The 24,902-nt window shown below is 63.9% G+C and carries 19 protein-coding genes; 4 read left to right on the plus strand and 15 right to left on the minus strand.

Translation table 11 applies throughout. The features are described 5' to 3' along the window. Nucleotides 1-67 precede the first annotated feature (67 nt). The 14 genes from PM1_RS18825 to zapE all read right to left on the minus strand — a co-directional run bounded on the left by PM1_RS18825 (nt 68) and on the right by zapE (nt 16,819). Nucleotides 68-841, minus strand: coding sequence for a 1,6-dihydroxycyclohexa-2,4-diene-1-carboxylate dehydrogenase (locus PM1_RS18825; RefSeq protein ID WP_009619299.1), 774 nt, complete (start codon nt 839-841; stop codon nt 68-70). Between the two features lie 236 nt (nt 842-1,077). Next, a complete protein-coding gene (gene benC, locus PM1_RS18830; protein WP_009619298.1) occupies nt 1,078-2,091 on the minus strand; it encodes a benzoate 1,2-dioxygenase electron transfer component BenC in 1,014 nt (337 codons plus the stop codon). A 10-nt stretch (nt 2,092-2,101) separates the two neighbouring features. Continuing rightward, nucleotides 2,102-2,587 (minus strand): benzoate 1,2-dioxygenase small subunit, encoded by a 486-nt coding sequence (benB, locus tag PM1_RS18835; RefSeq protein ID WP_009619296.1) that lies wholly within the window; start codon nt 2,585-2,587, stop codon nt 2,102-2,104. After that, on the minus strand, nt 2,587-3,951 hold the full coding sequence (benA, locus tag PM1_RS18840) for a benzoate 1,2-dioxygenase large subunit (RefSeq protein ID WP_009619294.1): 1,365 nt from the start codon (nt 3,949-3,951) through the stop codon (nt 2,587-2,589). Before benA ends, benB begins: the two co-directional genes overlap by 1 nt. Nucleotides 3,952-4,311: 360 nt before the next feature. Next, nucleotides 4,312-5,265, minus strand: coding sequence for an AraC family transcriptional regulator (locus PM1_RS18845; RefSeq protein ID WP_009619292.1), 954 nt, complete (start codon nt 5,263-5,265; stop codon nt 4,312-4,314). Nucleotides 5,266-5,497: 232 nt separating this feature from the next. Further along, the gene (locus tag PM1_RS18850) at nt 5,498-5,911 is read right to left on the minus strand and encodes a type IV pilin protein (RefSeq protein WP_009619290.1); all 414 of its coding nucleotides are present in this window, start codon (nt 5,909-5,911) and stop codon (nt 5,498-5,500) included. An 11-nt stretch (nt 5,912-5,922) separates the two neighbouring features. Next, nucleotides 5,923-10,278: a pilus assembly protein gene (locus PM1_RS18855; protein WP_009619289.1), complete on the minus strand. Its 4,356-nt coding sequence runs from the start codon at nt 10,276-10,278 to the stop codon at nt 5,923-5,925. A gap of 23 nt (nt 10,279-10,301) precedes the next feature. Then, the gene (locus PM1_RS18860; RefSeq protein WP_009619288.1) at nt 10,302-10,844 is read right to left on the minus strand and encodes a pilus assembly PilX family protein; all 543 of its coding nucleotides are present in this window, start codon (nt 10,842-10,844) and stop codon (nt 10,302-10,304) included. Next, on the minus strand, nt 10,841-11,617 hold the full coding sequence (locus PM1_RS18865; RefSeq protein ID WP_009619287.1) for a PilW family protein: 777 nt from the start codon (nt 11,615-11,617) through the stop codon (nt 10,841-10,843). Before PM1_RS18865 ends, PM1_RS18860 begins: the two co-directional genes overlap by 4 nt. Then, complete coding sequence (gene pilV / locus PM1_RS18870) at nt 11,618-12,163, minus strand: type IV pilus modification protein PilV (RefSeq protein WP_009619285.1); 546 nt, start codon at nt 12,161-12,163, stop codon at nt 11,618-11,620. After that, nucleotides 12,160-12,663: a GspH/FimT family pseudopilin gene (locus PM1_RS18875; protein WP_009619284.1), complete on the minus strand. Its 504-nt coding sequence runs from the start codon at nt 12,661-12,663 to the stop codon at nt 12,160-12,162. The genes pilV and PM1_RS18875 overlap by 4 nt, the downstream gene beginning before the upstream one ends. 476 nt (nt 12,664-13,139) lie before the next feature. Beyond that, on the minus strand, nt 13,140-14,489 hold the full coding sequence (locus PM1_RS18880) for an MFS transporter (protein WP_009619283.1): 1,350 nt from the start codon (nt 14,487-14,489) through the stop codon (nt 13,140-13,142). A gap of 178 nt (nt 14,490-14,667) precedes the next feature. Next, the gene (locus PM1_RS18885) at nt 14,668-15,510 is read right to left on the minus strand and encodes an IclR family transcriptional regulator domain-containing protein (protein WP_009619282.1); all 843 of its coding nucleotides are present in this window, start codon (nt 15,508-15,510) and stop codon (nt 14,668-14,670) included. A 238-nt stretch (nt 15,511-15,748) separates the two neighbouring features. After that, nucleotides 15,749-16,819: a cell division protein ZapE gene (gene zapE, locus PM1_RS18890; protein ID WP_009619281.1), complete on the minus strand. Its 1,071-nt coding sequence runs from the start codon at nt 16,817-16,819 to the stop codon at nt 15,749-15,751. Between the two features lie 196 nt (nt 16,820-17,015). Here zapE and PM1_RS18895 point away from each other — a divergent pair, with 196 nt between their 5' ends. The 4 genes from PM1_RS18895 (at nt 17,016) to PM1_RS18910 (ending at nt 23,684) form a co-directional block, all read left to right on the plus strand. Beyond that, nucleotides 17,016-18,911, plus strand: coding sequence for a c-type cytochrome (locus tag PM1_RS18895; RefSeq protein ID WP_009619280.1), 1,896 nt, complete (start codon nt 17,016-17,018; stop codon nt 18,909-18,911). 158 nt (nt 18,912-19,069) lie between these two features. Beyond that, complete coding sequence (locus PM1_RS18900; protein WP_009619279.1) at nt 19,070-20,224, plus strand: catalase family protein; 1,155 nt, start codon at nt 19,070-19,072, stop codon at nt 20,222-20,224. 63 nt (nt 20,225-20,287) lie between these two features. Continuing rightward, the gene (locus PM1_RS18905; RefSeq protein WP_009619278.1) at nt 20,288-22,906 is read left to right on the plus strand and encodes an SIR2 family protein; all 2,619 of its coding nucleotides are present in this window, start codon (nt 20,288-20,290) and stop codon (nt 22,904-22,906) included. Nucleotides 22,907-23,186: 280 nt separating this feature from the next. Beyond that, nucleotides 23,187-23,684: a BRO-N domain-containing protein gene (locus PM1_RS18910; protein ID WP_009619277.1), complete on the plus strand. Its 498-nt coding sequence runs from the start codon at nt 23,187-23,189 to the stop codon at nt 23,682-23,684. Nucleotides 23,685-24,209: 525 nt separating this feature from the next. On the opposite strand, the gene PM1_RS18915 is transcribed toward PM1_RS18910, so the two are convergent. Continuing rightward, the gene (locus PM1_RS18915; RefSeq protein WP_009619276.1) at nt 24,210-24,863 is read right to left on the minus strand and encodes an HAD family hydrolase; all 654 of its coding nucleotides are present in this window, start codon (nt 24,861-24,863) and stop codon (nt 24,210-24,212) included. Nucleotides 24,864-24,902: the final 39 nt, after the last annotated feature.

Raw genomic sequence — 24,902 nt, forward strand, 5'->3', positions numbered from 1 at the left:
CCATCGCCTCAGGTGATGGGTATCGCTGCGCTCAACGCCATCCTACGGGTTGGTTCGGGTCGGGTTTTCAGCCCAGGTCGCCACCGCCTACCGGCAGGGTCACGCCGGTGATGTAGGAGGCTTCGTCGGAGGCCAGGAAGAGGATGGCGCCGACCTGTTCGTCGATGCTGCCGTAGCGCTTCATCAGGCTGCTGTTCACGGTCTGGTCGACGATCTGCTGGTACCAGACCTTCTCCTGCGGGCTCTGCTCGGCGGCGTTGCGCGGGATGCGCCGCGGCGGCGCCTCGGTGCCGCCCGGCGCGGTAGCGTTGACGCGCACGCCGCGCTCGGCGGTCTCGAAGGCCAGGCAGGCGGTCAGCGCGTTCACCCCGCCCTTGGCCGCGCCGTAGGGCACGCGGTTGACGCCGCGGGTGGCGATGGAGGAGACGTTGACGATGGCCCCGGCGCCCTGCTCCAACATCGGCACCAGGGCAGCGCGGCAGCACCATAGGGTGGGGAACAGCGAGCGGCGCACCTCGGCCTCGATCTCGTGCTCGGCGTAGTGCTCGAAGGGTTTGGCCCAGATGGTGCCGCCGACGTTGTTGACCAGGATGTCCAGGCGGCCGAAGCGTTGCACGGCTTCGTTGACCACGCGCTGGGCTTCGGCGAATTGCTCCAGGTCGGCGGTGAGGGTCAGCACTTCGGCGTGTTGGCCGAGTTCGTCCTGCAGTTCGTGGACCAGTTCGGAGCGGTCCACGGCGACCAGGCGGGCGCCCTCTTCCGCCAGGCGCTCGGCGACGCGGCGGCCGATGCCCTGGGCGGCGCCGGTGACCAGGGCGACTTTGTGGGGGAATCTGTTCATGGCATATCTCCGTAAGGAGTGCGTTCCGGGAAGTGGGTGCGTGGGGCGGCTACCCTCTCCCCCCGCCCTCTCCCTGAAGGGAGAGGGAGCTATTCGAGCTCCCCGGCTGAGTTCGATGCTCGGGCCAATATCGGTGCTTCGTGATAGCCGGCTAACATCGAACTCCGCCGCGGTACGGACGGTCCCCTCTCCCTTCAGGGAGAGGGTTAGGGAGAGGGGCTCTTACAGCTCCCCCATCAAGCCGCACTGGCCGCAAACTTCTCGTAGTAGAAATTCGCCGGCGTAATCCCCTGCTCGCGGATGTACGCGCTCACCGCCTCGACCATCGGCGGCGGGCCGCACAGGTAGATGTCCACCTCGCCTTCGTTGAGGTGCGCAGGCGTGATGTGCTGGGTGACGTAGCCCTTGTGCGGGTAGCTGCTCTCGGGGTTGGCCACGCAGGCGCTGAAGCTGAAGTTGGGGATGCGCGCGGCGAAGGCTTCGAGCTTGTCCAGCTCCACCAGGTCGAAGTCGTTGGTCACCCCGTAGATCAGGTGCAGCGGGTGCTCGCTGCCCTGTTCGGCGATCTTCTCCAGCATCGCGGTGAAGGGCGCCAGGCCCGTGCCGCCGGCCAGCAGCAGCAAGGGCCGCCTGATGTCGCGCAGGTAGAAGCTGCCCAGAGGGCCGGCCAGTTCCAGGCTGTCGCCGGCCTTGGCCAGGCTGGTGAGGAAGCTGCTCATCAGCCCGCCGGGCACGTTGCGGATCAGGAAGCTGACCTCGCCGCCCTTCTGCAGCGAGCTGAAGGAGTAGGCGCGGCTCTGGCCGCTGCCCGGCACCTGCAGGTTGACGTACTGCCCCGGCAGGAAGGCCAGCTTGCTCAGCGACTCGCCCTTGACCGACAAGGCGATGGTGCTCTCGGACAGCTGGCGCACCTCGCTGATAGCGGCCTGGTAGCTGGCCTGCTGGGTCTTGCACACGTCCGAGGCCGCCGGCACGCGCACCACGCAGTCGCTTTCGGCGCGCATCTGGCAGGTCAGCACGTAGCCCTGCTCGGCTTCCTCCTCACTCAGCGCGTCCTCGATGTAGTCCTGGCCCAGGTCGTAGCGGCCGGCCTCGGCGAAGCACTTGCAGGTGCCGCAGGCGCCGTCGCGGCAGTCCAGCGGGATGTTCACGCCCTGGCGGTAGGCCGCATCGGCGACGGTTTCGCCGGGGTTGGCGTCGATGAAGCGGGTGACGCCGTCTTCGAAGTTCAGTGCGATCGAATAGCTCATGGCGGCCACCTCAGATGTGGTAGATGTCGATGACCTGGCGGACGTAGTCGTTCTTCAGCACCACTTTCTTCGCCTTGATCAGCGGGTTCTCGCCGCGCAGGTCGAGGGTGTAGAAGCTGGTGCCGAAGTAGCTGTCGGTGGTCTTGTAGCGGAAGCTCAGGGTGTGCCAGTTGAAGCGCACCTGGCAGAGGCCGTCTTCCTCGCCCAGCACTTCGATGTTGCTGATGTTGTGCGAGGTGCGGGTGTCCGGCATGGTCGCGCTGGAGCGTTCGGTCTTGATGCGGAACACGCGGTCTTCCAGGCCGCCGCGGTTGCCGTACCAGATCAGCGAGATTTCCCGCTGCGGGTCCTGGGTCAGCTCGTCGCGGTCGTCCCAGGCCGGCATCCAGAAGCTGGCGTCGCTGGCGTACAGCTCCAGCCAGGCATCCCAGTCCTTGTCGTCGAGGTAGCGGGCTTCGCGGTAGAGGAAGTCGCGAACGGTTTCGTAGCGGCTCATCACACGGCCTCCTCGAGCGGAATGCGCCTGGCTTCTTCGGCGGCCAGGGCTTCGCTCATCGCCTGCAGCCAGTACTTGTGCTGCAGCACGAACAGGCCTTCGTCCTCGGTGCGCACGCCGGACAGCTGCGGGTGCAAGTCGATTTCCTGCGCGGCGGCGTCGGCGCCGTCGATCCAGTGCGCGGCCCCGCGGGACATGTCGTTCCAGCCTTCGGCGCTGCCCTGGTAGGCCTGCTGGCAGGAGCGGAACTCCTCCAGGTCGTCCGGGGTGGCCATGCCGCTGACGTTGAAGAAGTCCTCGTACTGGCGGATGCGCTGGGCGCGGGCCTCGGCACTCTCGCCCTTGGGCGCGATGCAGTAGATGGTGATCTCGGTGCGGTTGACGTCGATCGGCCGGGCGATGCGGATCTGCGAGCTGAACTGGTCCATCAGGTAGACGTTGGGGTACAGGCAGAGGTTGCGCGAGTTCTGGATCATCCAATCGGCGCGGGCCTGGCCGAAGTCGGCGGCGAGTTGCTCGCGGCGCTCGAAGGCCGGGCGGTCCTCGGGGTTGGCCCAGCGCGTCCAGAGCAGCATGTGGCCATGCTCGAAGGAGTAGAAGCCGCCGCCGTGCTTGGCCCAGCCGCCGGCGCTCATGGTCTTCACTTCCTCGCCGGCCTCGCGCTGCTTGCGCTGGTTCTGGGTGGCGGCGTAGTTCCAGTGCACGGAGCTGACGTGGTAGCCGTCGGCGCCGTTCTCGGCGGTGAGCTTCCAGTTGCCTTCGTAGATGTAGCTGGAGGAGCCGCGCAGCACTTCCAGGCCCTCGGGGGACTGGTCGACGATCATGTCGATGATCTTCGCCGACTCGCCCAGGTGCTCGACCAGCGGGCGCACGTCGGGGTTGAGGCTGCCGAAGAGGAAGCCGCGGTAGGACTCGAAGCGGGCGACCTTGGTCAGGTCGTGGGAGCCTTCGCAGTTGAAGCTCGACGGGTAGCCGGCCTCGGCCGGGTCCTTGACCTTGAGCAGTTTGCCGGAGTTGTTGAAGGTCCAGCCGTGGAACGGGCAGGTGTAGCTGGAGCGGTTGCCCGACTTGTGCCGACAGAGCATGGCGCCCTTGTGGCTGCAGGCGTTGAGGAAGGCATTGAGCACGCCATCCTTGTTGCGCGCGATGAAGATCGACTGGCGACCGATCAGGGTGGTCAGGAAGTCGTTCTTCTCGGGAATCTGGCTTTCGTGGGCGAGGTAGACCCAGTTGCCTTCGAAGATGTGCTTCATCTCCAGTTCGAACAGGCGTGGGTCGGTGAACATTTCGCGCTTGCAGCGGTAGACGCCCTTGGCGGGGTCTTCTTCGAGCAGGGAACGCAAGTAGTCGATACCCAGGGTCATGGCCGGGGCCTCCGTTGTTATTGTTCAGGCAGGCTCAGGTTAGGGCTGGGTCGGCGGGGGCAATATCCGCTTTGTGCAGAGCGTTATCCGGTTTTTGCAGGCGGGGTTGCGGGGTGTTTCGGGGGGCTTGCGGGGGCGCGCGGAGATTTCCCTGGAAATCCGTAGGGCATGAGCGAGCGTGGCTTTTCGTAGGATGGGTTGAGCTTGCGAAGCCCATGCGGTTGCGGTGATGGGTATCGCTTCGCTCAACGCCATCCTACGAAAAGCACTCCGGTGCAGGGCGCATAACCGTTCGCGGTTATCCGCCGTAGGCGTTATGCGCCCTACGCAGAAGGTCAGGAATGTGCGGGTCGCTCGGGCTCAGCCGCGGCGCTTGAGGGTTTCCGAGGGCAGTTCGCCGAACTGCTGGCGATAGCTTTCGGAGAAGCGCCCCAGGTGCAGGAAGCCGTAGTCCAGCGCCAGTTCGGTGACGCTGCGCACGTTGCAGCTGGGGTCGGCGAGGCAGGCGCGGATGCGTTCGAGCTTGCGCCGGCGGATGTACTGGCGCGGGGTGGCGCTGGCGTGGCGTTCGAACAGGGCGTAGAGCGAGCGCAGGCTCATCTTCGCCTGGCGGGCCAGTTCCTCGATGTCGATGTCCTGCCGCAGGTTGCGCCCTATGTAGTCGTCGATGCGCTCGAAGCAGGCCATGGGCGCGGCCAGGCATTCGCGGCTGACGTTGGTCTGCAGCAGGGTCAGCAGCTTGCTGGCGACGATCTGCTGGTAGTGCTCCTCGATGCGCGGCAGGCGCTGGCTGGATTCGGCTTCCATGCAGACCATGCCCAGCAGGTTGACGAAGCCTTCCAGCTCGCCCAGGCGGTAGCGGCTCTCGGTGAAGCGCGGGCCCTGGCGCGGGTGGGCCCAGCGCTGTTCGGCGCAGATGCCTTCGAGCACCGCGGTGGGAATCTTGATGATGAATTTCTCGCAGTCGTCCGAGTAGGTCAGGTCGACCGGGTCGTCCGGGTTGATCAGCAACAGTTCGCCGGGCTCCAGGTAGTGTTCCCGGCCCTGGCCGCGCCACAGGCAGTGGCCGTGCAGCAGTACCTGCAGGTGGTAGATGGTCTCCAGCGCCGGCGAGGTGACGCGCACGGCGGCGCCGTAGCGGATGCGGCAGAGGTCGAGGCTGGCGAACTTGCGGTGGTTGAGGCTGGCCTCGGGGCGGCCGTGGGCGGGCATGCGCAGGGCGTGGTTGCCGACGTGCTGGTTGACGTAGCCGGACACCGCGTAGGGGTCGGCTCGCTCGAATACCCGGCTGCGCTCGCTCAGCAGGTTCTGCATACAGGCACTCACTCTTGTTGTTGTCGTCCGCGCTCTTCGTCGCGGCTCGTGCCCGTCCAGTCTATGCCGGGGCCGGGATGGCAGGGCCCGGCAGAGATGGACGGTCGTGCAGGCCACCCCGGATCGGGGACGGCTGGCCCGCCTGCCGTCCGGCCACCCTAAAGGCCGGAAGGCGGGCGGCGCAATTCGACCTGTGGCGCAGTGTTCGCTTATCGCACGCTTTCGCCCCGGCTCATTGCCAGCAGCTGCTGGCCGTGCCGGTGCCGGTGGCGCCGCGGGTGCCGGCCTGGTCGAGGGTGAGCGTCAGGCATTCGCTGTCCCTGGCCTGGCTGCCGGTGGCCGTGGCGGTCAGGGTGTAGGTCGAGGCGCTGACGTTGGAAATGGCCAGGCCGTAGTACTGCAGGCTGGCGACGTAGCTGGTCATGTTCAGCGCCGCGGCGCTGCTGGCGTAGCTGTTGTTCTGCGCGAAGTAGCGCTCCTGCCGCGCCGCGGCCTCGCTGAGCAGCGCCTGGCCTTCGGCGCGGTGGCTGCGCAGCACGTACTTCTGGTAGCTGGGCAGCGCGATGGCCGCGAGTATCGCCAGGATGACCACGACGATCATCATTTCTATCAGGGTGAAGCCGCGGCTTCGCTGTGCAGGTTTCATCGCTGGCCCTTTCAGTTGGAATCGCTCGGCAGCACCTGCCAGCTGCGCCGGCCGCTGACCGTGCCGGTGTTGGTGGCCACGCCGTCGAGGGTATTTTCGGAGTTGCCCCAGGTGTAGCCGCCGGACAGGGTGATGTCGCCGCCGTCGGTGACGAAGCCGGATATCGACTCGTAGGTGCCGTCGCTGTTCAGGTCGAAGACGTTGTAGTCGGTCTTGCCGCCGCTCTCCGGGTCCACCGCGTAGACGGTGCCGGACAACCCCGCGGCGCAGGTGCCGGTCTGCGGCGTGGAGCTGGCGAAGATCAGGCTGGAGCCGTACAGCGTCATGTCGTAGATCAGCCGCTCGCCAGTGCGCGGGAAGTCGAAGTACCAGCCCCAGGTGGCGACGTTGGCGTCGGCGGTGTTGCCGCTGCTGTCGTACCAGGCGACGTCGCTCTCGCTCAGGGTATAGGTGGTGGCGCCGTCGGTGGTGCCGGCGGTCAGCGTCTGCTGTTGCAGGTCGCTGCGCGTCCTGGCCGCGGTCAGCGAGGCGCTGGTGGCTTCGCCGGCGGTCTTGCGGTCCCAGATGCCGTAGACGCTCTGGGTGGCGGTGGAGGTCTTGTCCGAGGTGGTCAGGTAGCGGCCGCTGCCGAAGGCGACGATGTAGCCGGTGCCGCTGGGATGTTCGACCAGGCTCGGCGCCGCGGTGATCGGCTGGCGCACGTTGCTGGCGTTGCGCGCCACGTACAGCGGGTTGCCGCCAAAGGCCACGGCGAACTTGGCGTCGGCGGCGCTGGCGGTGAGCGGGCTGCTGGCGCTGGTGTCGATCAGGTCGAAGCGCCAGAGGTCGCCCAGCAGGTCGCCGGCATAGGCGTAGTCGGCGATGCCGTCGCTGTTCACGTCGGCCACGTAGAGCCGCGACAGGCCGTTAGCCAGGCTGTCGAGCGCGCCAGTGTCGGTGGTGGTCAGGCTGGGGGTGGCGGTGATCTTCTTCAGCAGGGCGCCGCTCTGGATGTCGATGATCAGCAGCGAGGCGCTGTTGCTGCCGCTCTCGTAGCCGTTGGGCACCAGGGCCACCCACTTGCCGTCGTGCAGGCGGGCGATGCTGGGCTTGGCGGCGGTGTAGCCGAGGCTGGAGTCGTTGTCGCTGGTGAACTCCCAGAGCAGGCTCGGCGAGGCCGGATCGGTGATGTCCAGGGCGAACACCTCGCGGCCGCCGGCGCCGAGGCTGCCGAGCAGCACCTTGTGCCAGGCCGAGCCGTAGTAGACGTCGGCCACCACCGGGGTGCCGTCGACGAAGTAGCGGTGCTCGGTGCCTTCGTCCTGGCCGTAGTCGCTGGCGGTGAGGATGTTCAGGTTGGCGATCACCGCGCTGGGGATGAAGGCGAACAGCTCGGCCCCGGTGCTGGCATTGAAGGCGTGCAACATGCCGTCGTTGGCGCCGACGTAGACCGCCGCCGGCTTGGCGGCCTGCTCGCTAGCGTAGGCGGCATAGCTGGTGCTGCCTTCCAGGGCGTCGGCCCGCGCGGTGATGTAGTCGGCGCCGCTGACCAGCACCGGCGAGGAGTTGACGATGTCGCCGAGCAGCGAGGAACGGCTGCGGAAGCTGGTGTTGCTGCCGCGCAGGAAGTCCACGCGGGTCGAGCCCTTGCTGTCGACCACGCCGGCGGCGGTGCGGTTGAGCGCGGTCTGCTGGGCGCTGCTGAGGTTGGCCCAGGTGAACGAGGTCAGGCTGCCGTTCTTGGCGAAATAGATGTTGCGGCTGCTGGGCAACTGCGCCGAGGCCTTCCACAGGGTGGTGGTGGTCGTGCTGGTGGCGCCGCTGCTGGAGGTGGTCTTGATCTTCTGTTTCTTGATCAGGTCGCCGGTCCAGTCGCTGGAGCTGAAGTTGGTGCTGTAGACGTAGTCGCCGTCGTCCAGCGACTGCGAGTCCACCGCCACCGCGGTGACCGAGGCGTTGAGCTGGAGGATGTCGTCGAAGGCCGACTTCAGCTGGCTGGCCAGCTTGCTCGGGTTGCTCACCAGGAAGTAGTTGTCCGGGGTGCCATCGCCGTCGGTATCCCAGGTGCTGAGGTCGCTCTTGCCGTACTTGGCGGCGTACCACAGGGGGTCCTGCAGGGTGGTGACGGCGGTGGAGCTGCTGGCGGTGAAGTAGCGGGTGTGCGAGGAGCCGGCGCTCAGCGCCTTGTTCCCGCCCGAGCGCCCGGGCAGCCGCGAACAGCTGTTGGTGTTGCTCACGCAGCCGCCGGCATCGGTGCCCTCGGGCGTGTCGAACTTGAAGCGCGTTGGTGTAGAACTCGCCGTGCCGCTGGTCCCCCCCACGCCACCGGCAACCTCCAGGTAGATACCATCCTTGGTGGTACCGGCAATGGTGTAGCCCATGTGCGACTCGGAACCGGATACCGAATACTCGTTTTCGCTGGTGACCGACACGCGCCCGTCGGCGCCCAGTTGGACGGTGTAAAGGATGATGGAGTCCATGTCGAAGTCGGCGTTCTGCCCGGCGTCGTCGTACACCACGCGGAACTTGTAGTAGGGCCGCCCGCCATTGATCGACGAGTCCAGGTTGGCGCTGGAGGTGTTGGCCATGCTGTCGATGTAGAAGCCGGTGATCTGCATCACGATGCCGCTGGAATCGGCCACCATCCCGTAGGGCTTGAAGGTCACGGTACTGGAGTTCACCGGCACCTGGATGTTCGGCAACGTCGAAGACAACGCCACGGAGAACGACTGCACCGGGTGCGAACCGGTGGCGGAGAGGCCGTTCTGGCTGCCGAAATAAGTGACTGCGGCGGTGCTATAGCTACCCTGCCGGGTAGGCTCCTCGGGCAGCCCGCGAATGGTCGAGAAGCTGCTGGCGGTCTTCGCCGTCGGTGCGGAATCGCTGGTGCTGCCGGACTGGCCGATGTTCACCGAAACGCTCTTGCCGATCTCCGCGTTCCAGAGCGTCGCGCCTATTTTGCTGAAGTCGAAGGTAAAGCCGTTGATCTTTTCCGAGGGGATCGGACTGCTACCCAGGGTGCCGCCGGGCACGTCGGAGTCGTAGCTGGGGTTCACGTCGCTGACCAGCGTCATATAGGGCTTGGTGCAGTACGGATAGGTGTTGTACGGGTTGCTCCAACTACTCAGGCTGGTCAGCCCCAGGCTGGTGTCCTTGCTGCCGGACGCATAGGACGAGAACGGCGTCAGGCCCGCGTAGTAGCGCAACGCCTCATAGGCCATTTCCCCCAGGGGGTTGCCCCAGTCGAGGCAGTCGCCGTTGGAGAACGTCGCCTTATAGGCGCTGCTGCAGACGTCGGTGTAGATCAGGCGGTCAAGGTTGGCGACGATGCCACTGCCGTCGACGTAGGTACGTTTGCTGTTGTTGTTGGACGCGCTACTGGTAAGGAACCGTCCGGAACTGTCGTACTCGCTGGTGAAACTGCTGGTGGGCGCCCGGCGCAGGGCGCCGCCCTGCAGGTTGTTGGTGTAGGTGCCGGTGAGCAGGCCGAAGTACATCTTGTTCGAGGCGGCATAGTCATGCAGCAGGCCTGTGGGCTTGTTGCTGCTGCCATAAGCGGTGCAATTGCTTTCCAGCAGCCCGCTGACGCAAACCTTCACCCGTACCGTCAGGTCGTACTGTGGCGTGATGCTGGTGTCGGTGCGGCTGGTGTCGGCACTGGTGATGGCGTTGGTGCCCTGGGCCACCTCCCGCGACACCCAGCCCCAGATGCGGTAGTTGCTACTGCCCTGCTGGGTGCTGTTGATGATGCGCAGCTTGGGCACTGCGCCGTCGGTGTAGCTGGTGATGGTGTTGCCGCTGCTCGGCCGGGAGGTGTTAGCGAAGAGGATGTACTTGCCGTTGCTGGGTGCGGTGAGGGGCGAGTAGTCGGCGATGTTATAGCCGTCGCGGGCAACGCTCAGGTACTCCTTGCCCCAGGTGTGGGCATCGTTGGGGATGAACTGGCGCTCCAGTACGGTGCTGCTGGTGGTGTCCTCATAGCGATAGCCGCCGTAGAGCACCTTGCGCAGCACGTCGATGCGCGACATGGTCAGGTAGTTGAGGAAGTCGCCGCTCCACTTCCCGCTGCACTTCTTGGTGCTGGTTGTGGATGCAGGAACGAACACACCGTTGCTGTCGTCGTAGGAATAGCACTTGTACGAGTCGAAATAGCCGGTGTAGTCGATGCTCGGCTTGTAGTAGATGTCCAGTTGGCCGTCGCCGTCGATGTCCGAGGCGTCGTTGTAGGCCGGGAAGTAGAGCTTCTGGTCGCGGCCGACCACCAGCATGTTCATCGGCGGGGCGATGTTGCTGACGAACAGCGGCGTCTGCGCCAGCACCGAGGCCCGGGCGCCGGCGCACAGCAGGCAGGACAGCAGGAACAGCGCCAGCATGCGCAGCGGTTTCATGGCGGGGAGCCTCCTTGCGGGCCTCATGGGATCACCAGCGCGGTGCTGGAGCGCAGGCACAGGGTGTTGGCGGCGCAGCCGGTGCTGACGCTGGCGCTGTCCTTGTAGGCCTGGGCGTTGACTTCGTAGTAATAGGTGCAGCCGGACTGGCCCTTGGACAGATAGGCGTTGGCGCTGCCGCCGGAGCCGCCCTTGCAGCTGTTGCCGATGTAGCGCAGGTACCAGCGCGCGTTGCGCGGCAGGCTGGTGGCGCCGTCCAGCCCGGTGTAGGCCGTGGCGCCGGAGAAGTCCGCGGCATAGCTGCTGGCCAGGCCGGTGTAGCAGGGGCTGGACGACGAGCAGGCCTCCAGCGCGCGGCTGCTCTGGCTCACCCTGCCCTCGCCTTCGCGCAGGGCCGACTCGGCGGCGCTGGTCAGCCGCTGCAGCTCCAGGCGGTTGCCGGTCATCCGCCCTTCCAGCTGCATCTCGCGCATACCGCCGACCGCCAGCAGGGTCAGCACCAGCAGCATCACCAGGGCGACGAACAGCACGGCGCCGCGCTGCCGCCCGTGCACAGGAATAGTCATGGCATCAGGTTCCTCAACATGCTGCTGCCGCTGACGATGCGCCGCAGGGTGCCGTCGCCGTCGGTGCAGGCGCTGCCGCCGCTCAGGGTCGTCCAGTTGGCGCAGGTGGTGGTGCTCATGCCGCCGGTCAGGTTGCTCCCGCTGCTGGCCAGCAGCAGCGTGTAGCGCAGGCTGCGCACGGTCTGCGCGCTGCCCGGGCTGGCGACGTACCTGGCGACCTGGCGGGCGTTCTCGTCGGTGCCGGTGTCCACGCCGTAGTCGAAGTGCACCGCCGCCACGTTGTCGGCCAGCACGCTGCCGTTGCAGCTGAGCTGGCCGCTGGCCAGGCCGATCTTCTCCACCACGTCGTTGCTCGAGCTGAAGGTCGCGTAGGGCGTGGTCAGCCCCGGCAGGCTGGCCAGGGAGGCGCCGGTGCAGTCGGTGTCGGCGGCGTCGCGCGGCTGGTAGCGCAGGCACAGGGTGTTGGCGTCCACCCGCACCAGCGCCTGGCCGGCGGCGAAGCTGCAGCCGTTCTTGCTCTGCGCCGGGAAGGCGATGCTCATGCGCGCCGACGGCTGGCGCCGGTAGCCGGCCCGGGACAGGCGCGCGTCCAGTACCTGCTGCAGGTAGCGGGCGTTGTCGAGGTTCTCGGACTGGCCGGCGAAGTAGCGGGTGCGGGTGCTGCCGTCGAGGTACATCTGGGTGACGCCCAGTATCAGGAACAGGCCGAGGGTCATGGCCACCATCAGCTCGACCAGCGAGAGGCCGGCCTGGCGGCGGGAATGGGCGGGCATTCAGGGCTCCTCGCGCAGCACGTAGTGGCAGATGGTCGGGTCGCTGCCGGGGCTGGCCTCCAGGCACTCGCCGGACTTCACCCGCCAGGCCAGCTGGATCTCGATGGCCGAGCCGGTGCCGCTGCAGGTGCTGGCGCCGTTGCTGCGACAGATGTGGAAGTCGCTGCTCATCAGGCTGGCGGCATCGGGCAGCGCCTGCTGCACCCGCTGCGCCCAGCAGCCCAGGCGCTGCGAGGCGCTCAGCGAAGCGAGCGAGGCACAACTGCTCGGTGCTGCGGGGAAGGCTCTGCCGGTGGCCTTGTAGTAGTCGGAGCTGGCCGGCGGGGTCAGCGGCGTGCCGGCGTCCTGGGCGGAATAGAGGTCGGTGCGGAGGGTCTCCATCAGCTCGTCGGCCAGGGCTGCCGCCGTGCCGCGCACCGCCATGTCCTGGGAATAGGCGATCGCCCTGCCCTGCATGGCGAGCATGCCCAGCACGCCGACGCAGATCACCAGCAGCGCCACCAGCACTTCGATCAGGCTGAAGCCGGCCAGGCCACGGCGCGTCATTGGCTGCTCCCCGAGCCAAAGCTCATGTAGCCCGAAGCGGCGACCTTGATGCTGTAGCTGCTGCCGCTCTTGCTGCCGCTTAGGCTCAGGCTGGCCACCGCGGCGCTGCCGTCGGCATGGAAGGTCAGTGCGCTGACGCTGCTGCTGATACCGATGCTGGTCGGCAGGCTGAGGCGCTGCGACACCAGGCTGGAATCGAGCGAGGCGCAACTGCCGGCGCGCACCAGCAGCCACTCGTAGGCGCTGCCGTTCTGGCACAGGCTGGTGGCGGTGCGCGTGCTCACGGCATCGGCGCGGGCGGCCTGGAGCAGACGATAGAGCGCCGAGGCGGAGGACTTCACCCGGCTGGACTCGATCAGCGAACCGAAGGCCGGCACGGCGATGCTGGCGAAGATCGCCACCAGGGCGACGACCACCATCAACTCGATCAGGGTGAAAGCACGCTGACCGCCGGCCCCCTCCCTGGGTACAGGTCTGCGCGGGTGAATGACAAAGCTCATGGCCCGAACCGCTCGAACGACAGTTGCGTGAAACCCCGGCCGAGGGCCGGGATGCGATGGGCCTATTGTCGAGCCGGCGTTAGCGGCGGCATGTGTCCTTAATTTTTCATCGGCGGTACATTCGCTACCGCTCGCAGGTGGGGGGTGACCGCTCGTCTGTTGTCGTTTTTCGGGGCGGCTCTTCGTAGGAGCGAGCTTGCTCGCGAAGGGGGTTTGCTGGTGGCTGTGGGGTTGAGGGGTAAGAGCGCCCTCTCCCCAGCCCTCTCCCGCAAGCGGGAGAGGGGGCCATTCGTGCCACCGGGGCGTCCGGCGTGGCCGGTGAATCCAATCGCGGACAAAGTCCGCTCGCCCGTGCTTCCCTGTAACCGTAGGAGCGGACTCCGTCCGCGATTCGGCGGATAACGCCGTAGTTCGTAGGGCGCATAACGCCTACGGCGTTATCCGCCGTCATTCCCGGGCGCCGACGCCCCAGGGCTTCAAGTCGCATCCGCGTGGCTGACCACCCCCTTGATCACCACCGCCGCGCTGGCAATCGCCGCCGGCACCACCAGGGCAGTGAGCACCTGCTCGAAGTTCCACCCCAGCCCCAGCAGGGTAGCCCCGATCCAGGCCCCGAGAATGGCACCGAAGCGACCAATGCCGAGCATCCACGACACCCCGGTGGCACGCCCCTGTGTCGGATAAAAGCGCGCCGCCAGCGAAGGCATGGCCGACTGCGCACCGTTCACACACATGCCCGCGGCCAGCACCAGAGTCGCCAGCAGACCGAGGGTGCCCAGGCTCTGCCCCACGCAGTAGGCGAAGACACCAGCCAGGCAGTAGAAGATGCCGATCACCTTGTGCGGGTTGAAACGGTCCATGGCCCAGCCCACCGCCACCGAGCTGAGCACCCCGCCGAGCTGGAACAGCGCGCCGATGAAGGCCGCCTGCTCCAGGCTGGCGCCGCTGTCGCGCATCAGGGTGGGCAGCCAGCTGGTGAGCAGGTAGACGATCACCAGGCCCATGAAGTAGGTCAGCCACAGCAGCAGGGTGCCGGCGCTGTAGCGGCCGGCGAACACCACCTTGAGCACGTTGCCGCTGGGCGCGCTGCCCTGCTCCGGCACGCTGAAGCCGCCGGCCATGGCCACCTCGGCCGGGGCTATCGGTGCCAGCGCCTTGCGCACGCGCGCATCGCCGCGGTTGCGCACCACCAGAAAGCGCGCCGACTCCGGCAGCCACAGCAACAGCACCAGGGCCAACGCCAACGGCAGCACGCCGCCAAGCAGCAGCAGGCTGTGCCAGCCGAAGGCCGGGATCAGCTTGGCGGAAATGAAGCCACCGCCGGCCATGCCCAGGTTGAAGCCGCAGAACATGCTGGTGACCAGCAGCGACTTGAGGCGCTCGGGGGTGTATTCGGCGAGCAGCGTGGTGGCGTTGGGCATGGCCGCGCCCAGGCCGACGCCGGTGAGCAGGCGCAGCACCAGCAGCTGGTCGAGGTTGGCGCTGAAGGCGCAGAGCACGCTGAACAGGCCGAACAGGAACACCGCCGCCACCAGCACGACCTTGCGCCCGAAGCGGTCGGCCAGCGGGCCGGAGCCCAGGGCGCCGAAGACCATGCCGATCAGCGCGGCGCTCATCACCGGGCCGAGGCTGGCGCGGTCGATGCCCCAGTCCTGGGTCAGCGCCGGGGCGATGAAGCCCATGGCCGCGGTATCGAGGCCGTCGAGGAAGACGATGAGGAAGCACAGCAGGACGATGCGGTACTGGTACGCCGACAGCGGCTGGGCATTGATGAAGGACTGGACGTCCAGGGTGCCGGTGGACGGCAGGGTGGCGGAACGGGTCATGCGGCGATTCCTGCAGGCGGACAGGAATGAGGGCGCCACCGGGGCGTGGACCGGCGGCCGTCACTCATTGTTGTTATTCGATGCCCTCGCGGGCGGACGGCCCACAGTACGAATTGCCTGTCAGAGCTTCAATTCGATAATCGCCATTGCGGGCGGTTATCGACCAAAACCCTGGCGCTCAGTGGAACAGCCGCGTGCTCAGCTCCCGGCTGGCCTCCAGCAGCACCGGCAGGAAGCGCGTCTCCAGCTCCTGGCGCGACACCCGGCCGACGTGGGTGCCGACGTTCAGCGCCGCCAGCACCTGGCCGGCGGAATCCTTCAGCGGCACCGCCACCGAGCGCAGGCCCATCTCCAGCTCCTGGTCGATGATTACCCAGCCCTGCCGGCGGATCTCGGCGATGCTCACGCGCAGGCCCTCCGGGGTACACACCGTGCGGCTGGTCTTCACCTGCAGGTCGGCGTGGGCCAGGTAGTCCTCCAGGGCCTGGTCGTCGAGCCCGGCCAGGAGGATGCGGCCCATGGACGTGCAGTAGGCCGGCAGCCGGCTGCCCACGCTGAGGTCCACCGAGATCAGCCGCTGCGGCGTGGCCGAGCGGGCGATGTAGAGAATCTCGTCGCCTTCCAGGGTGGCCATGGAGCAGGCCTCGCGCAGCTGCTCGCTGACGCGGTCCAGCAGCGGCTGCGCGGTGACCGCCAGCGGCGTCGACGACAGGTAGGCGTGGCCGAGGGTCAGCACCTTGGGCAGCAGCGAATAGGTGCGCCCGTCGGTGGTCACGTAGCCCAGTTTCATCAGCGTGTGCAGGCAACGGCGCACGGCGGCGCGGGGAATCTCGGTGCGGTGGCTGACCTGGGCGATGGTCAGGTGGCGCTTGCGCTCCTGGAACGCATGGATCACCGCCAGGCCGCGGGCCAGCGAGGTCATGAAGTTGGGGTCGCCGGTGAAGGCCTCGATGCGCTTGGCCGGCGAAGCGACGATGGGCGGGGCCAGGGTGGCCTGGCTGGCGGAATGTTCGTCGGTCATGGCGAGGTCCTGTTGGCGGCGGATTCGGCCGATTATCGAAGCGTCGGGCGATAATCGCAAATGAAATGGGGCGATAATCGCCCACACCTGCAGAGGGGCAGTCCGGGCCGAGCCCGAGGTGGGTCATGCCAAAGTCAGGCGGCGGATAACCGCGAACGGTTATTCGCCCTACGTCATGATCGACCTGTGCGCCGATACCCCAGGCACACCCGCCCCGCCGAAGCCGGGCCCGATTCCCCTACAACGGCTCCAGCTTCAACTGCCGCAAGCGGCTCAGGGTCCGCCCGAAATCGATGGCGGTGCCACCTTCGGCCAGGCGCTCCAGCGACACGCTGGCGAACAGCTGCAGGCGCAGCTGGCGGTCGTAGGCGATGTCGATGAAGTTGAGGAAGCGCATGCTCACGTCCGGCGGGTAGTCGCCCAGCGGGCCCAGGCCGCTGACCGCCATGCGCGGGAAGTGCTCGATCAGCCACAGGTAGTCGGCCGCCGAGCGCGGGCGTTCGAACAGCTCGCTGAAGTCGAGCCAGGCGCGGCCCTCCTCCAGGGCATGGATGCGCAGCGGGTGGTGGTTGACGTCCAGCACCTGGTCGAACTGCGCCGCGTCGTCCAGGCCCAGACGCTGGCCGATCAGGTCCAGGTCGTCGGCGCGCGCCGGCCACAGGTAGCTGCCCCAGTTCTCCAAGGGCGTGGCGCGCAGGCGGTAGTCCTCGCCGCCGTCCAGCGGCACCACGTCGAAGCGCTTCTCGAGCAGCTCGATGGCCGGGCGGAAACGCTCGCGGTACAGCGGGTTGGGGCACAGGCCCTCGGGCTCGTAGTTGGAGGTGCAGACCATGCCCACGCCCTCCTCCACCAGCACCTTGAGCATGCGCCCGAGCAGCATGGCGTCGCCGATGTCGTGCACGTGGAACTCGTCGAAGCACAGCAGCCGCGTCTGCGCGGCTATGTCGCGGGCCGCCCGCGCCAGCGGGTCGGCCTGGCCGGCGAAGGCCATCATGCGTTGCTGCAGCTCCTGCAGGAAGGCGTGGAAGTGCACGCGGCGCTTGGCCTGCAGCGGAGCCGCGGCATAGAAGCAGTCCATCACGAAGCTCTTGCCGCGGCCCACGCTGCCCCACAGGTACACGCCCGCGGGCGGCTTACGCAGCCAGGAGCGGCGGCCGCCGAGGAAGCCGTCCAGCCAGTCGGCCAGGTGCTCGATGGCCGACTGCTGCGAGCCGTCGGCGCTGTAGCCGCGCTCGTCCAGGGCCACGCGGAAGTGCCGCAGCACCCGCGCGGCCACCGATTCGTCGTCGAGGGAATGGTTGGAACTCAAGACACACCTTTCAACATCACCGACAGTGATGTCCCTTGCAAAACGGCGGATAAACCGCGGACGGACCTGGCCTGTGCCTGCTACGGGGTGCATGGTGGCAGGCAAAAACCCTGACTTGTGTGCGGCATCACCTTGCCAACCGGTGCCGGTATTGGCATAACGATGGCCCCGGGCCTCAAGAAACAAGGAAGTTGCGATGCGCATAATCGGACGGATCATACTCGCTATCGTCCTATTGCTCCTGCTCGTGGGTGGCGTGCTGCTGTGGTACGTCGCCCATCCCAACGTGCCGCAGTACACCGCGCCGGACAAGCTCAACCTCCTCCCGCAATGGGACCAGCAGGCCCGCGAGCACTACTACTACACGCCCCAGGGCACCCAGGTGAAGGGCCTGCTCTACGACTGGTTCATCCATCTGCGCCAGCCCTTCTCCAGCGAGAAATTCGCCGCCCCGGCCAACCTCGCCCGCTACGGCTTCCTCATCGACCCCGAGCAGCTCAAGCCGGCGAAGGAGCGCAAGCTCGACCCGAACAACCCCGGCAACCTGCCGGTGGGCTTCGCCCGCCACCGCAACGGCGAGAACGGCCCGCAATACCTCGACATCACCTGCTCCGCCTGCCACACCGGCGAGCTGCGCTACAACGGCCAGGCCGTGCGCATCGACGGCGGCGCGGCCATGCACTCCATCGCCTCCACCGTGCCCACCGTGCGCGGCGGCGCCTTCGGCCAGGCGCTGGGCATGAGCATGCTGTTCACCTACATCAACCCCTGGAAGTTCGACCGCTTCGCCGAGGACGTGCTGGGCAGGAACCCCGATAAAGAGGCCAAGGCCGAACTGCGCGCCGGCTTCAAGGACGTGCTCGGCACCCTGCTGGGCACCGCCTGGAACGACACCCGCCGGCGCCTCTACCCCACCGAAGAAGGCCCCGGCCGCGCCGACGCCTTCGGGCGCATCGCCAACGGCGTGTTCGGCGACCACATCAGCGCCGACAACTACCGCGTGGCCAACGCCCCGGTGAACTACCCGCAGCTGTGGGACATCTGGAAGTTCGACTGGGTGCAGTGGAACGGCTCGGCCATGCAGCCCATGGCCCGCAACATCGGCGAAGCCCTGGGCGTGGGCGCCACCCTCGGCCTGCTCGACGCCGACGGCCAGCCGGTGCTGGGCGACGCGCGCTACGCCTCCAGCGTGCGGGTGCAGGACCTGCATTCCCTGGAAGAAGGCCTCAAGACCCTCAAGCCGCCGGCCTGGCCGGAGCAGGTGTTCGGCGCCATCGACCTCAAGCGCGCCTCCCAGGGCCGCGCGCTGTTCCGCGAGAACTGCCAGCGCTGCCACGGCCCCCACGTGGTGGAACCGGACCAGCGCCTGGCCCCCGCGCGCGACCCGGAATGGAAGATGAGCATGATCCCCACCACGGTGATCGGCACCGACCCGACCACCGCGGACAACATCGCCAACCACACCTACGACCTGACCCCGCTGAAATGGCAACTCGACGAGCTGAACAAGCTCAACGTAGTGCTGATGCCACCGCCCAGCCAGCCGCTGGACCTGTCCAAACTCTCCGCCGCCAAGGGCCTGGCCTACATCACCGCCTACGTCGAGCAGCGCGCCTACAAGGACGCCGACATCGGCCCCGAGGAGCAGAAGCGCATGAACGGCTACGGCCTGGAGATCGGCGTGCGCGAACTGGCCGCCTACAAGGCCCGTCCGCTGGACGGCGTCTGGGCCACCCCGCCGTTCCTGCACAACGGTTCGGTGCCCAACCTGTTCCAGCTGCTCTCGCCGGTGGCCGAGCGCGACACCCAGTTCTACGTCGGCACCTTCGACTTCGACCCGAAATTCGTCGGCTACCGCACCGAACGCTTCCCCGGCGGCTTCCTGTACAAGACCAGCGTCACCGGCAACAGCAACCGCGGCCACGAATTCCGCGACGGCTGCCGCAAGGACGGCGCCATCGGCCGCGCCCTGAGCCCGGACGAACGCTGGGCGCTGGTGGAATACCTGAAGGTGCTGGGCAACCCGGCCTACGAAAGCCGCCTGACCGACGAACCCACCCCACCCTGGACCCCAGGCCCGAACTGCGAGTGATGCCCGAGCGGAGCTGACCGGCTAACGGTGTAGCCCCGCCCCACTCCGAACAGTCCCCTCTCCCTTCAGGGAGAGGGTTAGGGAGAGGGCAAAAACTCCCCGCACACTCGACCCCCACAGAAGAAAACCAAGAAAGCCCCCCGCAAAGGACCGCCCCCATGCGCGCACTGCTCACCCGGATCTGGAACCTCCTCGGCAAATGGGTGGCGCTGCCCATCCTCTGCCTGGCCCTGCTCGGCCTCGTCGGCCTGGGCATTGGCTGGGTGTACTACAGCATCAAGTTCAGCGGCCCGGTCTCCACCCAGGAACAGATCCCGGCGGACGAAGCCCAGCAGGCCCAGGCCATCATCGAAGACGCCATCCGCATCGTCGAACAGCACCGCGACAACACCCGCGTGCTGCGCGACGCCCACGCCAAGGCCCACGGCTGCGTGAAGGCCGAAGTCACCGTCAACCCCAACCTGCCCGCCGACCTGCGCCAGGGCGTGTTCGCCCAACCGGGCAAGGTGTGGAACGCCTGGGTGCGCTTCTCCAACGGCAACGCCTACCCGCAGCAGGACAGCGCCAACGACGCCCGCGGCATGGCCATCAAGCTGCTCGACGTGCCCGGCGCCAAGCTGATGCCCGGCAAGGGCCACGACGGCGAGCAGGACTTCGTCATGTTCAACCACCCGGTGTTCTTCGTCCGCGACGTGGCCGAGTACCGGCAGAACTTCAACGCCCAGGCCAGCGGCCAGAAGATCCTCGCCTTCTTCCCCAGCTGGAAGCCCAACACCTGGGAAATCCGCCACCTGCTGATCGCCCTGCAAACCCTAGCCCCGGCCCCGGCCAGCCCGCTGCAGGCCAGCTACTTCGGCATAGCCCCATACAAGCTCGGCGAGCAGAACAACATCAAATTCCGCAGCGTCCCCGCCCCGGGCGCCTGCCCCAGCTACCAGTTGCCCAAGCTCAACGAAAAACTGCCGAACTTCCTGCGCACCGCGCTCTACCAGCAGCTCTCGATAGACCGAGTCCCGGCCTGCTTCGCGCTACAAGTGCAAAAACAGGACGCCAACAAATACATGCCCATCGAAGACACCAGCGTGGAATGGAAAGAAAAGGACTCCCCCTTCCAGACCGTCGCCCTGGTCAGCATCCCCCCGCAGGACTTCGACAGCCGCGACCAGAACCTGATGTGCGACAACCTCTCCTTCAACCCCTGGCACGCCCTGCCGGAGCATCGGCCGATTGGTGGGATCAACCGGTTGAGGAAGGCGGTTTATGAGGCGGTGAGTGTTTATCGGCATGAGAGGAATGGGGTGGGTGGGGAGTGACTCACTTTACAGAGAATATTCAATAGCCAATACAACTTCCAAAAAACACAGAAGAGTATCGAAATGAATGCAAGCGAGCTACTTAATTCACACGGCGAGCTTTCTCACAAAGTCAGAAGCATCTCCGATGTAATAAGGCATATTAGAACCAAAGAAGAAAAAAGCACCGCAAACTACAGTCTCTTCTTAGGGGCAGGAGCATCTGTTACCTCTGACATTCGTGCAGCTACAACATTAATAGACGAATGGTCTATCGAGCTATATGAAAGATTCGAAAGAAAAATACCTGAATCAGCCAAAGTAGCAAAAGAATATTTTGAGAAATCACATCCAACTTGGTACAACCCAGCCAACCCTTACTCATCTCTATTTGAAAAGAAATTTGATCTACCAATCCAAAGAAGGCGCTTTGTAGAAAAGGAAGTAGACAAAAAACTTCCATCTATCGGATATGCATACCTTGCATCTTTAGTAGACAACAATTACTTCAACACCATTTTCACCACAAATTTTGACGACCTGATAAATGAGGCATTCTACCAATTCTCAACTGAGCGCCCTATACAGTGCGCCCACGACTCATCTGTCCACTCAATCTCAATAACCTCAAAACGACCAAAAATAATAAAACTTCATGGCGATTATTTATTCGATGATATAAAAAGCACACTCAGAGAGACCGAGTCGCTAGAGCAAAACACTAAAGAAAAATTTGTCGAATTTTCAAAAGAGTACGGATTGATTGTCGTCGGCTACTCTGGCAGCGACCGTTCAATCATGGATGTCCTAGAGTTTCTAGTTAAACAGGAAAATTATTTAAAGAATGGTGTCTACTGGTGTTTGAGGCCAAATGACAACATATGTCACGCCCTGCGAAATCTACTTTGGAAAGATAAAGTATACCCTGTACTAATCGACGGTTTCGATGAACTCTTTGCGGAGACGCACCATCGACTAGTCGGCGGTGAACTCGAATTAAAATCGATCACAAAAGAATCAAAAATACAAAAGACCATACAAAATATCATCGAGGATAAATATGGCGTATCTCGAAACCAAATAATTAGAAACGAAATAGCCGCAATAAAAAACGATAGCAACCAGCAAGATATTTCTCAATTCCTTCAAGACCTTTCAAAAGGTAGCGATTCCGACACCCAACTTGGAATCACTGATATGCGAAACTTTTTGGAAATTCAGTCTTTAACACACAAAGATAATTTCGATGCAGCTTACAGCCTATGCGAATCCTACTTCCACTCATGTACGTGCAACGAAACAAAACCAAAATACATTGAAAGACTCATTAGCCTCTCCATAAACAAAGAAGACTTCAACGCTGCCATCCGGTGGAGTGACCGGCTAATTGAGACCGACAGCAAAAATGTATCCTATTACATAAGGAAAGCAGGCTGCATAAAAATTCATGAGGAGCGCTTCCAGTTCCTTAATGACCTATTACCAAAATTCCCCTACAGCCCTTCGCTCCTGAATTACACGGCAACCAGCGGATTCAACGCAATAAAATCAGACCCAACCAGATCGTCTCCTAAAATAGATCAGCTCCTTGAGCTTCTAAAAAGAAGCATATCTACAGATCCAAGCTTAGAGAATCCGGCCTGGGCTGACCTAATAGACGTCATTGACCATATGAAAGGCTCCAAGGACTTAACCAGCGAACAGGCCCAAGAAGAGCTAAACACCCTATTCAATCAAGCAAAGCAACAAAATCCGGAGCATTCAAGATCTCTGGAAATTCAAATATACCAAATCCCAAAATCCTCTGGCTCAGCAGCTCTGAAGTCACACATAAATTTTCTTTACGAAATACATGAAAAATCCTCAACAACCAAACGCAAGAAAATAAACTCTCTAATCTGCGATGTGTTTACAGAGGCCAAGAACCGAGAACAACTCCACGAACTAAACCTAGAGCAAGAAAAATTCTTTGAGCGACACATAAAAGATATAGAAATAGAAAAGAATGCCAAAATTCTTTTAGAAAAGGCCAAGTACTTCATATCACAAAAAAGAAACCTAGAAGCAGCAGCTTCTTATCTAGCAAGCACTCTTGAGTGCCACAACATCTCAAGCCGCCTCTCTGACATATTGAATTATGCGCGCTTTGCAAACCGAAGCCTAATACCTCAAATAGAGGAAAAACTAGAACAAGACAAGCCAAATCTATTCCAGGAATATTATCACGACTTAAAAAGCGACATATACATAGAAAACGGCGACCTAGATAAAGCTATTGAGCACTTAGACAAAGCTTTTAATTTCGGACTCAAGATATCTGCCTATTTATCCGGAAAGACTTACGCCCTACTCATGCAAGAGAAATACGAAGAGGTTATAGCCCTAGCAGAAGCCTATAATGACAAAATTGAAGAGATAGACTGTGAAACAACAAAAATAAACACTCAATTTGCAGCATACAAAATTAACAGCCAAAAGCTAGACAAGACGCTTCTAAGAAACCTTAGCGCACAGTCTCCGTCTAACGATGTAAAAATATGTGCCTTTGTAATACTTGAAAACTATCCAGACGCAAAAAGGTTAATAAAGAAAGAAATTGAAAACGACTATTTCGCTTATTTCCGATTCAAAACGTGGCCAATAGTAAATGATAAGTTAGGTGACTTTTTGACAGAGTGTGTCTCTCTAGCTAACGCTGCATAGCATCCAGTTGACCAATGGACTTTATCTAAATAATCTTCACGTGCCCCGTGAAAACGACGGGGCCGGGTTTAGCAGCCCGAACTCACTAGAAGCGGAAACGCTAGGCGTTCTTTCGGTGATGTCATTCGCCCAAAGAAATCCGATATGGCGGGCCGCATGGGGAGACCTTCGGGTCTGCCGGCTTCTAGTGGTCGGTCTGCTAACCCTGTGCGGTTCCGCCTCCATCCGATTAGCAGCGGTTGGTCGCGGTCCTACAACTCACTAGAGAAGGACCTTTCCCATGGACGAATCCACCCTCCCCACCCCGCTCTACTTCTTCCACAAGCACCGCCCCCTCCGCGCCCTGTTACTCGACGATCAGGTCTGGTTCGTGCTGGATGACCTGCGCCGGCTGATCGGCCATGCCAGCTGCGAACGGTTGGCCAGGCGCCTGGAGGATGACCAGTTGTGCACGCAGTGGCTCCGCCTGGACGATGGCGGCAGCCTGGAGCGGCTGTTGGTCAGCGAGTCCGGTGCTTATGCGTTGTTGTTCCATTTCGCCCATGCCGATCTGGGTGGGTTGCGGCGCTGGATCAGTACGCAGGTGGTGCCGGAGGTGCGTTGTCAGAGCGGCGATGGCGGGCCGCGGCAGTTGTGCCTGAGTTGGGGGCGGCAGGGTGTGCGGGTGCTGGATTGGCAGGGGCAGTTGTGGGTGAACATGGCGGAGTTGCCGCGGGTGGTGCGGGGGTCTGCCGAGGTGCGGGCGGGTTGGCGGGAGTGGGCTCGGCGGTTGAGGTAGGGGGTTTTTGTAGGAGCGAGCTTGCTCGCGAACCGCATGGCACCACGTTTGTTCGCGAGCAAGCTCGCTCCTACGAGAAGCTGTGGTTGTCTGTAACGTTAGCGGGTCTTGCCTGCGATTTGCGCGCAGGGCGCGCTCCTACAAGGGGCGCGGTGTGACGTGCTGGGTTGTAGGGGCTTGTGTTTCCCGGTAATTGCAGCGTTTGGGGATTACTCCGTTCCCTCTCCCCAGCCCTCTCCCTGAAGGGAGAGGGGGCCGTTCGGCGTAGCGGGGAGGGACGGTGCCGACCTGTAGGAGCGGGCCCTGCCCGCGATTCGCGCGCAGGGCCCGCTCCTACAAGGGGTACGGTGTGACGTGCTGGGTTGTAGGTGCTTGCGTTTCCCGGTGATTGCGGTGTTTGGGGGGACTCCGCTCCCTCTCCCCAGCCCTCGGCTACGCGCCCCGCCCTGAAGGGAGAGGGGGCCGTTCGGTGTGGGCGGGAGGGTCGGTATCAGCCTGCAGCGCTAGAGCCGCTTTTAAGTGATTTCAGCGCCAGTCGAGGATCGGCCAGCCGGCGGTTTCGGCGTGGTAGCGCAGGGCTGGGTCGGGGTTTACTGCTCGGGGGTTCTGGACCAGGGATAGCAGGGGCAGGTCGTTGCGGGAGTCGGAGTAGAAGTGGGCGCCGGCCAGGCTTTCGCCCTGCTCTTGTAGCCAGGCTTGCAGGCGGGTGACCTTGCCTTCGCGGTAGGTCAGGGTGCCCTGGGTGCGGCCGCTGTAGGTGCCCTGGTGCTGTTCCAGGTCGATGGCCAGGACCTCGGTCACGCCTAGGCGGGCGGCGATGCTGGCGACCAGGAAGTGCGCCGAGGCGGAGATGACCAGCAGGCGGTCGCCGGCTTCGCGGTGCTGGTTCAGGCAGCCCATGGCGTCGAAGCGGATGCAGGGGCCTATGACTTCCGTGACGAAGGGTTCGACCGCTGCGGCGACGGCTTCGGCGGTGCGCCCGGCCAGGGGCGCCAGGGTGAAGGCCATGTAGTCTTCCATCGCCAGCCGGCCTTCGGCGTAGCGGGCCATGAGTGCCCGTTCGTGGCGGACGAAGGCGTCGCCTTCCACCCAGCCCAGGTCGGCCATGTGCCGGCTCCACAGGCTGGCGCAGTCGCCGTCGATGAGGGTGTCGTCCAGGTCGAAGAGTGCGAGGGCCATGGGCGTTCTCCTTGTTTAGTCGGGAATGCTGGCCGGGCC

Origin of the sequence: Pseudomonas sp. M1 (assembly GCF_022760135.1) — a bacterium.
Classification (GTDB): domain Bacteria; phylum Pseudomonadota; class Gammaproteobacteria; order Pseudomonadales; family Pseudomonadaceae; genus Pseudomonas; species Pseudomonas citronellolis.

Bases quoted from the DNA above. Each gene is read 5' to 3' on its own strand.
- PM1_RS18865 (WP_009619287.1), bottom strand. From the start codon at position 11,617: ATGCCCGCCCATTCCCGCCGCCAGGCCGGCCTCTCGCTGGTCGAGCTG.
- PM1_RS18910 (WP_009619277.1), top strand. From the start codon at position 23,187: ATGGACGAATCCACCCTCCCCACCCCGCTCTACTTCTTCCACAAGCAC.
- pilV (WP_009619285.1), bottom strand. From the start codon at position 12,163: ATGACGCGCCGTGGCCTGGCCGGCTTCAGCCTGATCGAAGTGCTGGTG.
- PM1_RS18900 (WP_009619279.1), top strand. From the start codon at position 19,070: ATGCGCGCACTGCTCACCCGGATCTGGAACCTCCTCGGCAAATGGGTG.
- PM1_RS18845 (WP_009619292.1), bottom strand. From the start codon at position 5,265: ATGCAGAACCTGCTGAGCGAGCGCAGCCGGGTATTCGAGCGAGCCGAC.
- PM1_RS18880 (WP_009619283.1), bottom strand. From the start codon at position 14,489: ATGACCCGTTCCGCCACCCTGCCGTCCACCGGCACCCTGGACGTCCAG.
- PM1_RS18895 (WP_009619280.1), top strand. From the start codon at position 17,016: ATGCGCATAATCGGACGGATCATACTCGCTATCGTCCTATTGCTCCTG.
- PM1_RS18915 (WP_009619276.1), bottom strand. From the start codon at position 24,863: ATGGCCCTCGCACTCTTCGACCTGGACGACACCCTCATCGACGGCGAC.
- PM1_RS18885 (WP_009619282.1), bottom strand. From the start codon at position 15,510: ATGACCGACGAACATTCCGCCAGCCAGGCCACCCTGGCCCCGCCCATC.
- PM1_RS18850 (WP_009619290.1), bottom strand. From the start codon at position 5,911: ATGAAACCTGCACAGCGAAGCCGCGGCTTCACCCTGATAGAAATGATG.
- PM1_RS18875 (WP_009619284.1), bottom strand. From the start codon at position 12,663: ATGAGCTTTGTCATTCACCCGCGCAGACCTGTACCCAGGGAGGGGGCC.
- PM1_RS18860 (WP_009619288.1), bottom strand. From the start codon at position 10,844: ATGACTATTCCTGTGCACGGGCGGCAGCGCGGCGCCGTGCTGTTCGTC.
- PM1_RS18825 (WP_009619299.1), bottom strand. From the start codon at position 841: ATGAACAGATTCCCCCACAAAGTCGCCCTGGTCACCGGCGCCGCCCAG.
- benB (WP_009619296.1), bottom strand. From the start codon at position 2,587: ATGAGCCGCTACGAAACCGTTCGCGACTTCCTCTACCGCGAAGCCCGC.
- PM1_RS18855 (WP_009619289.1), bottom strand. From the start codon at position 10,278: ATGAAACCGCTGCGCATGCTGGCGCTGTTCCTGCTGTCCTGCCTGCTG.
- benA (WP_009619294.1), bottom strand. From the start codon at position 3,951: ATGACCCTGGGTATCGACTACTTGCGTTCCCTGCTCGAAGAAGACCCC.
- benC (WP_009619298.1), bottom strand. From the start codon at position 2,091: ATGAGCTATTCGATCGCACTGAACTTCGAAGACGGCGTCACCCGCTTC.
- PM1_RS18905 (WP_009619278.1), top strand. From the start codon at position 20,288: ATGAATGCAAGCGAGCTACTTAATTCACACGGCGAGCTTTCTCACAAA.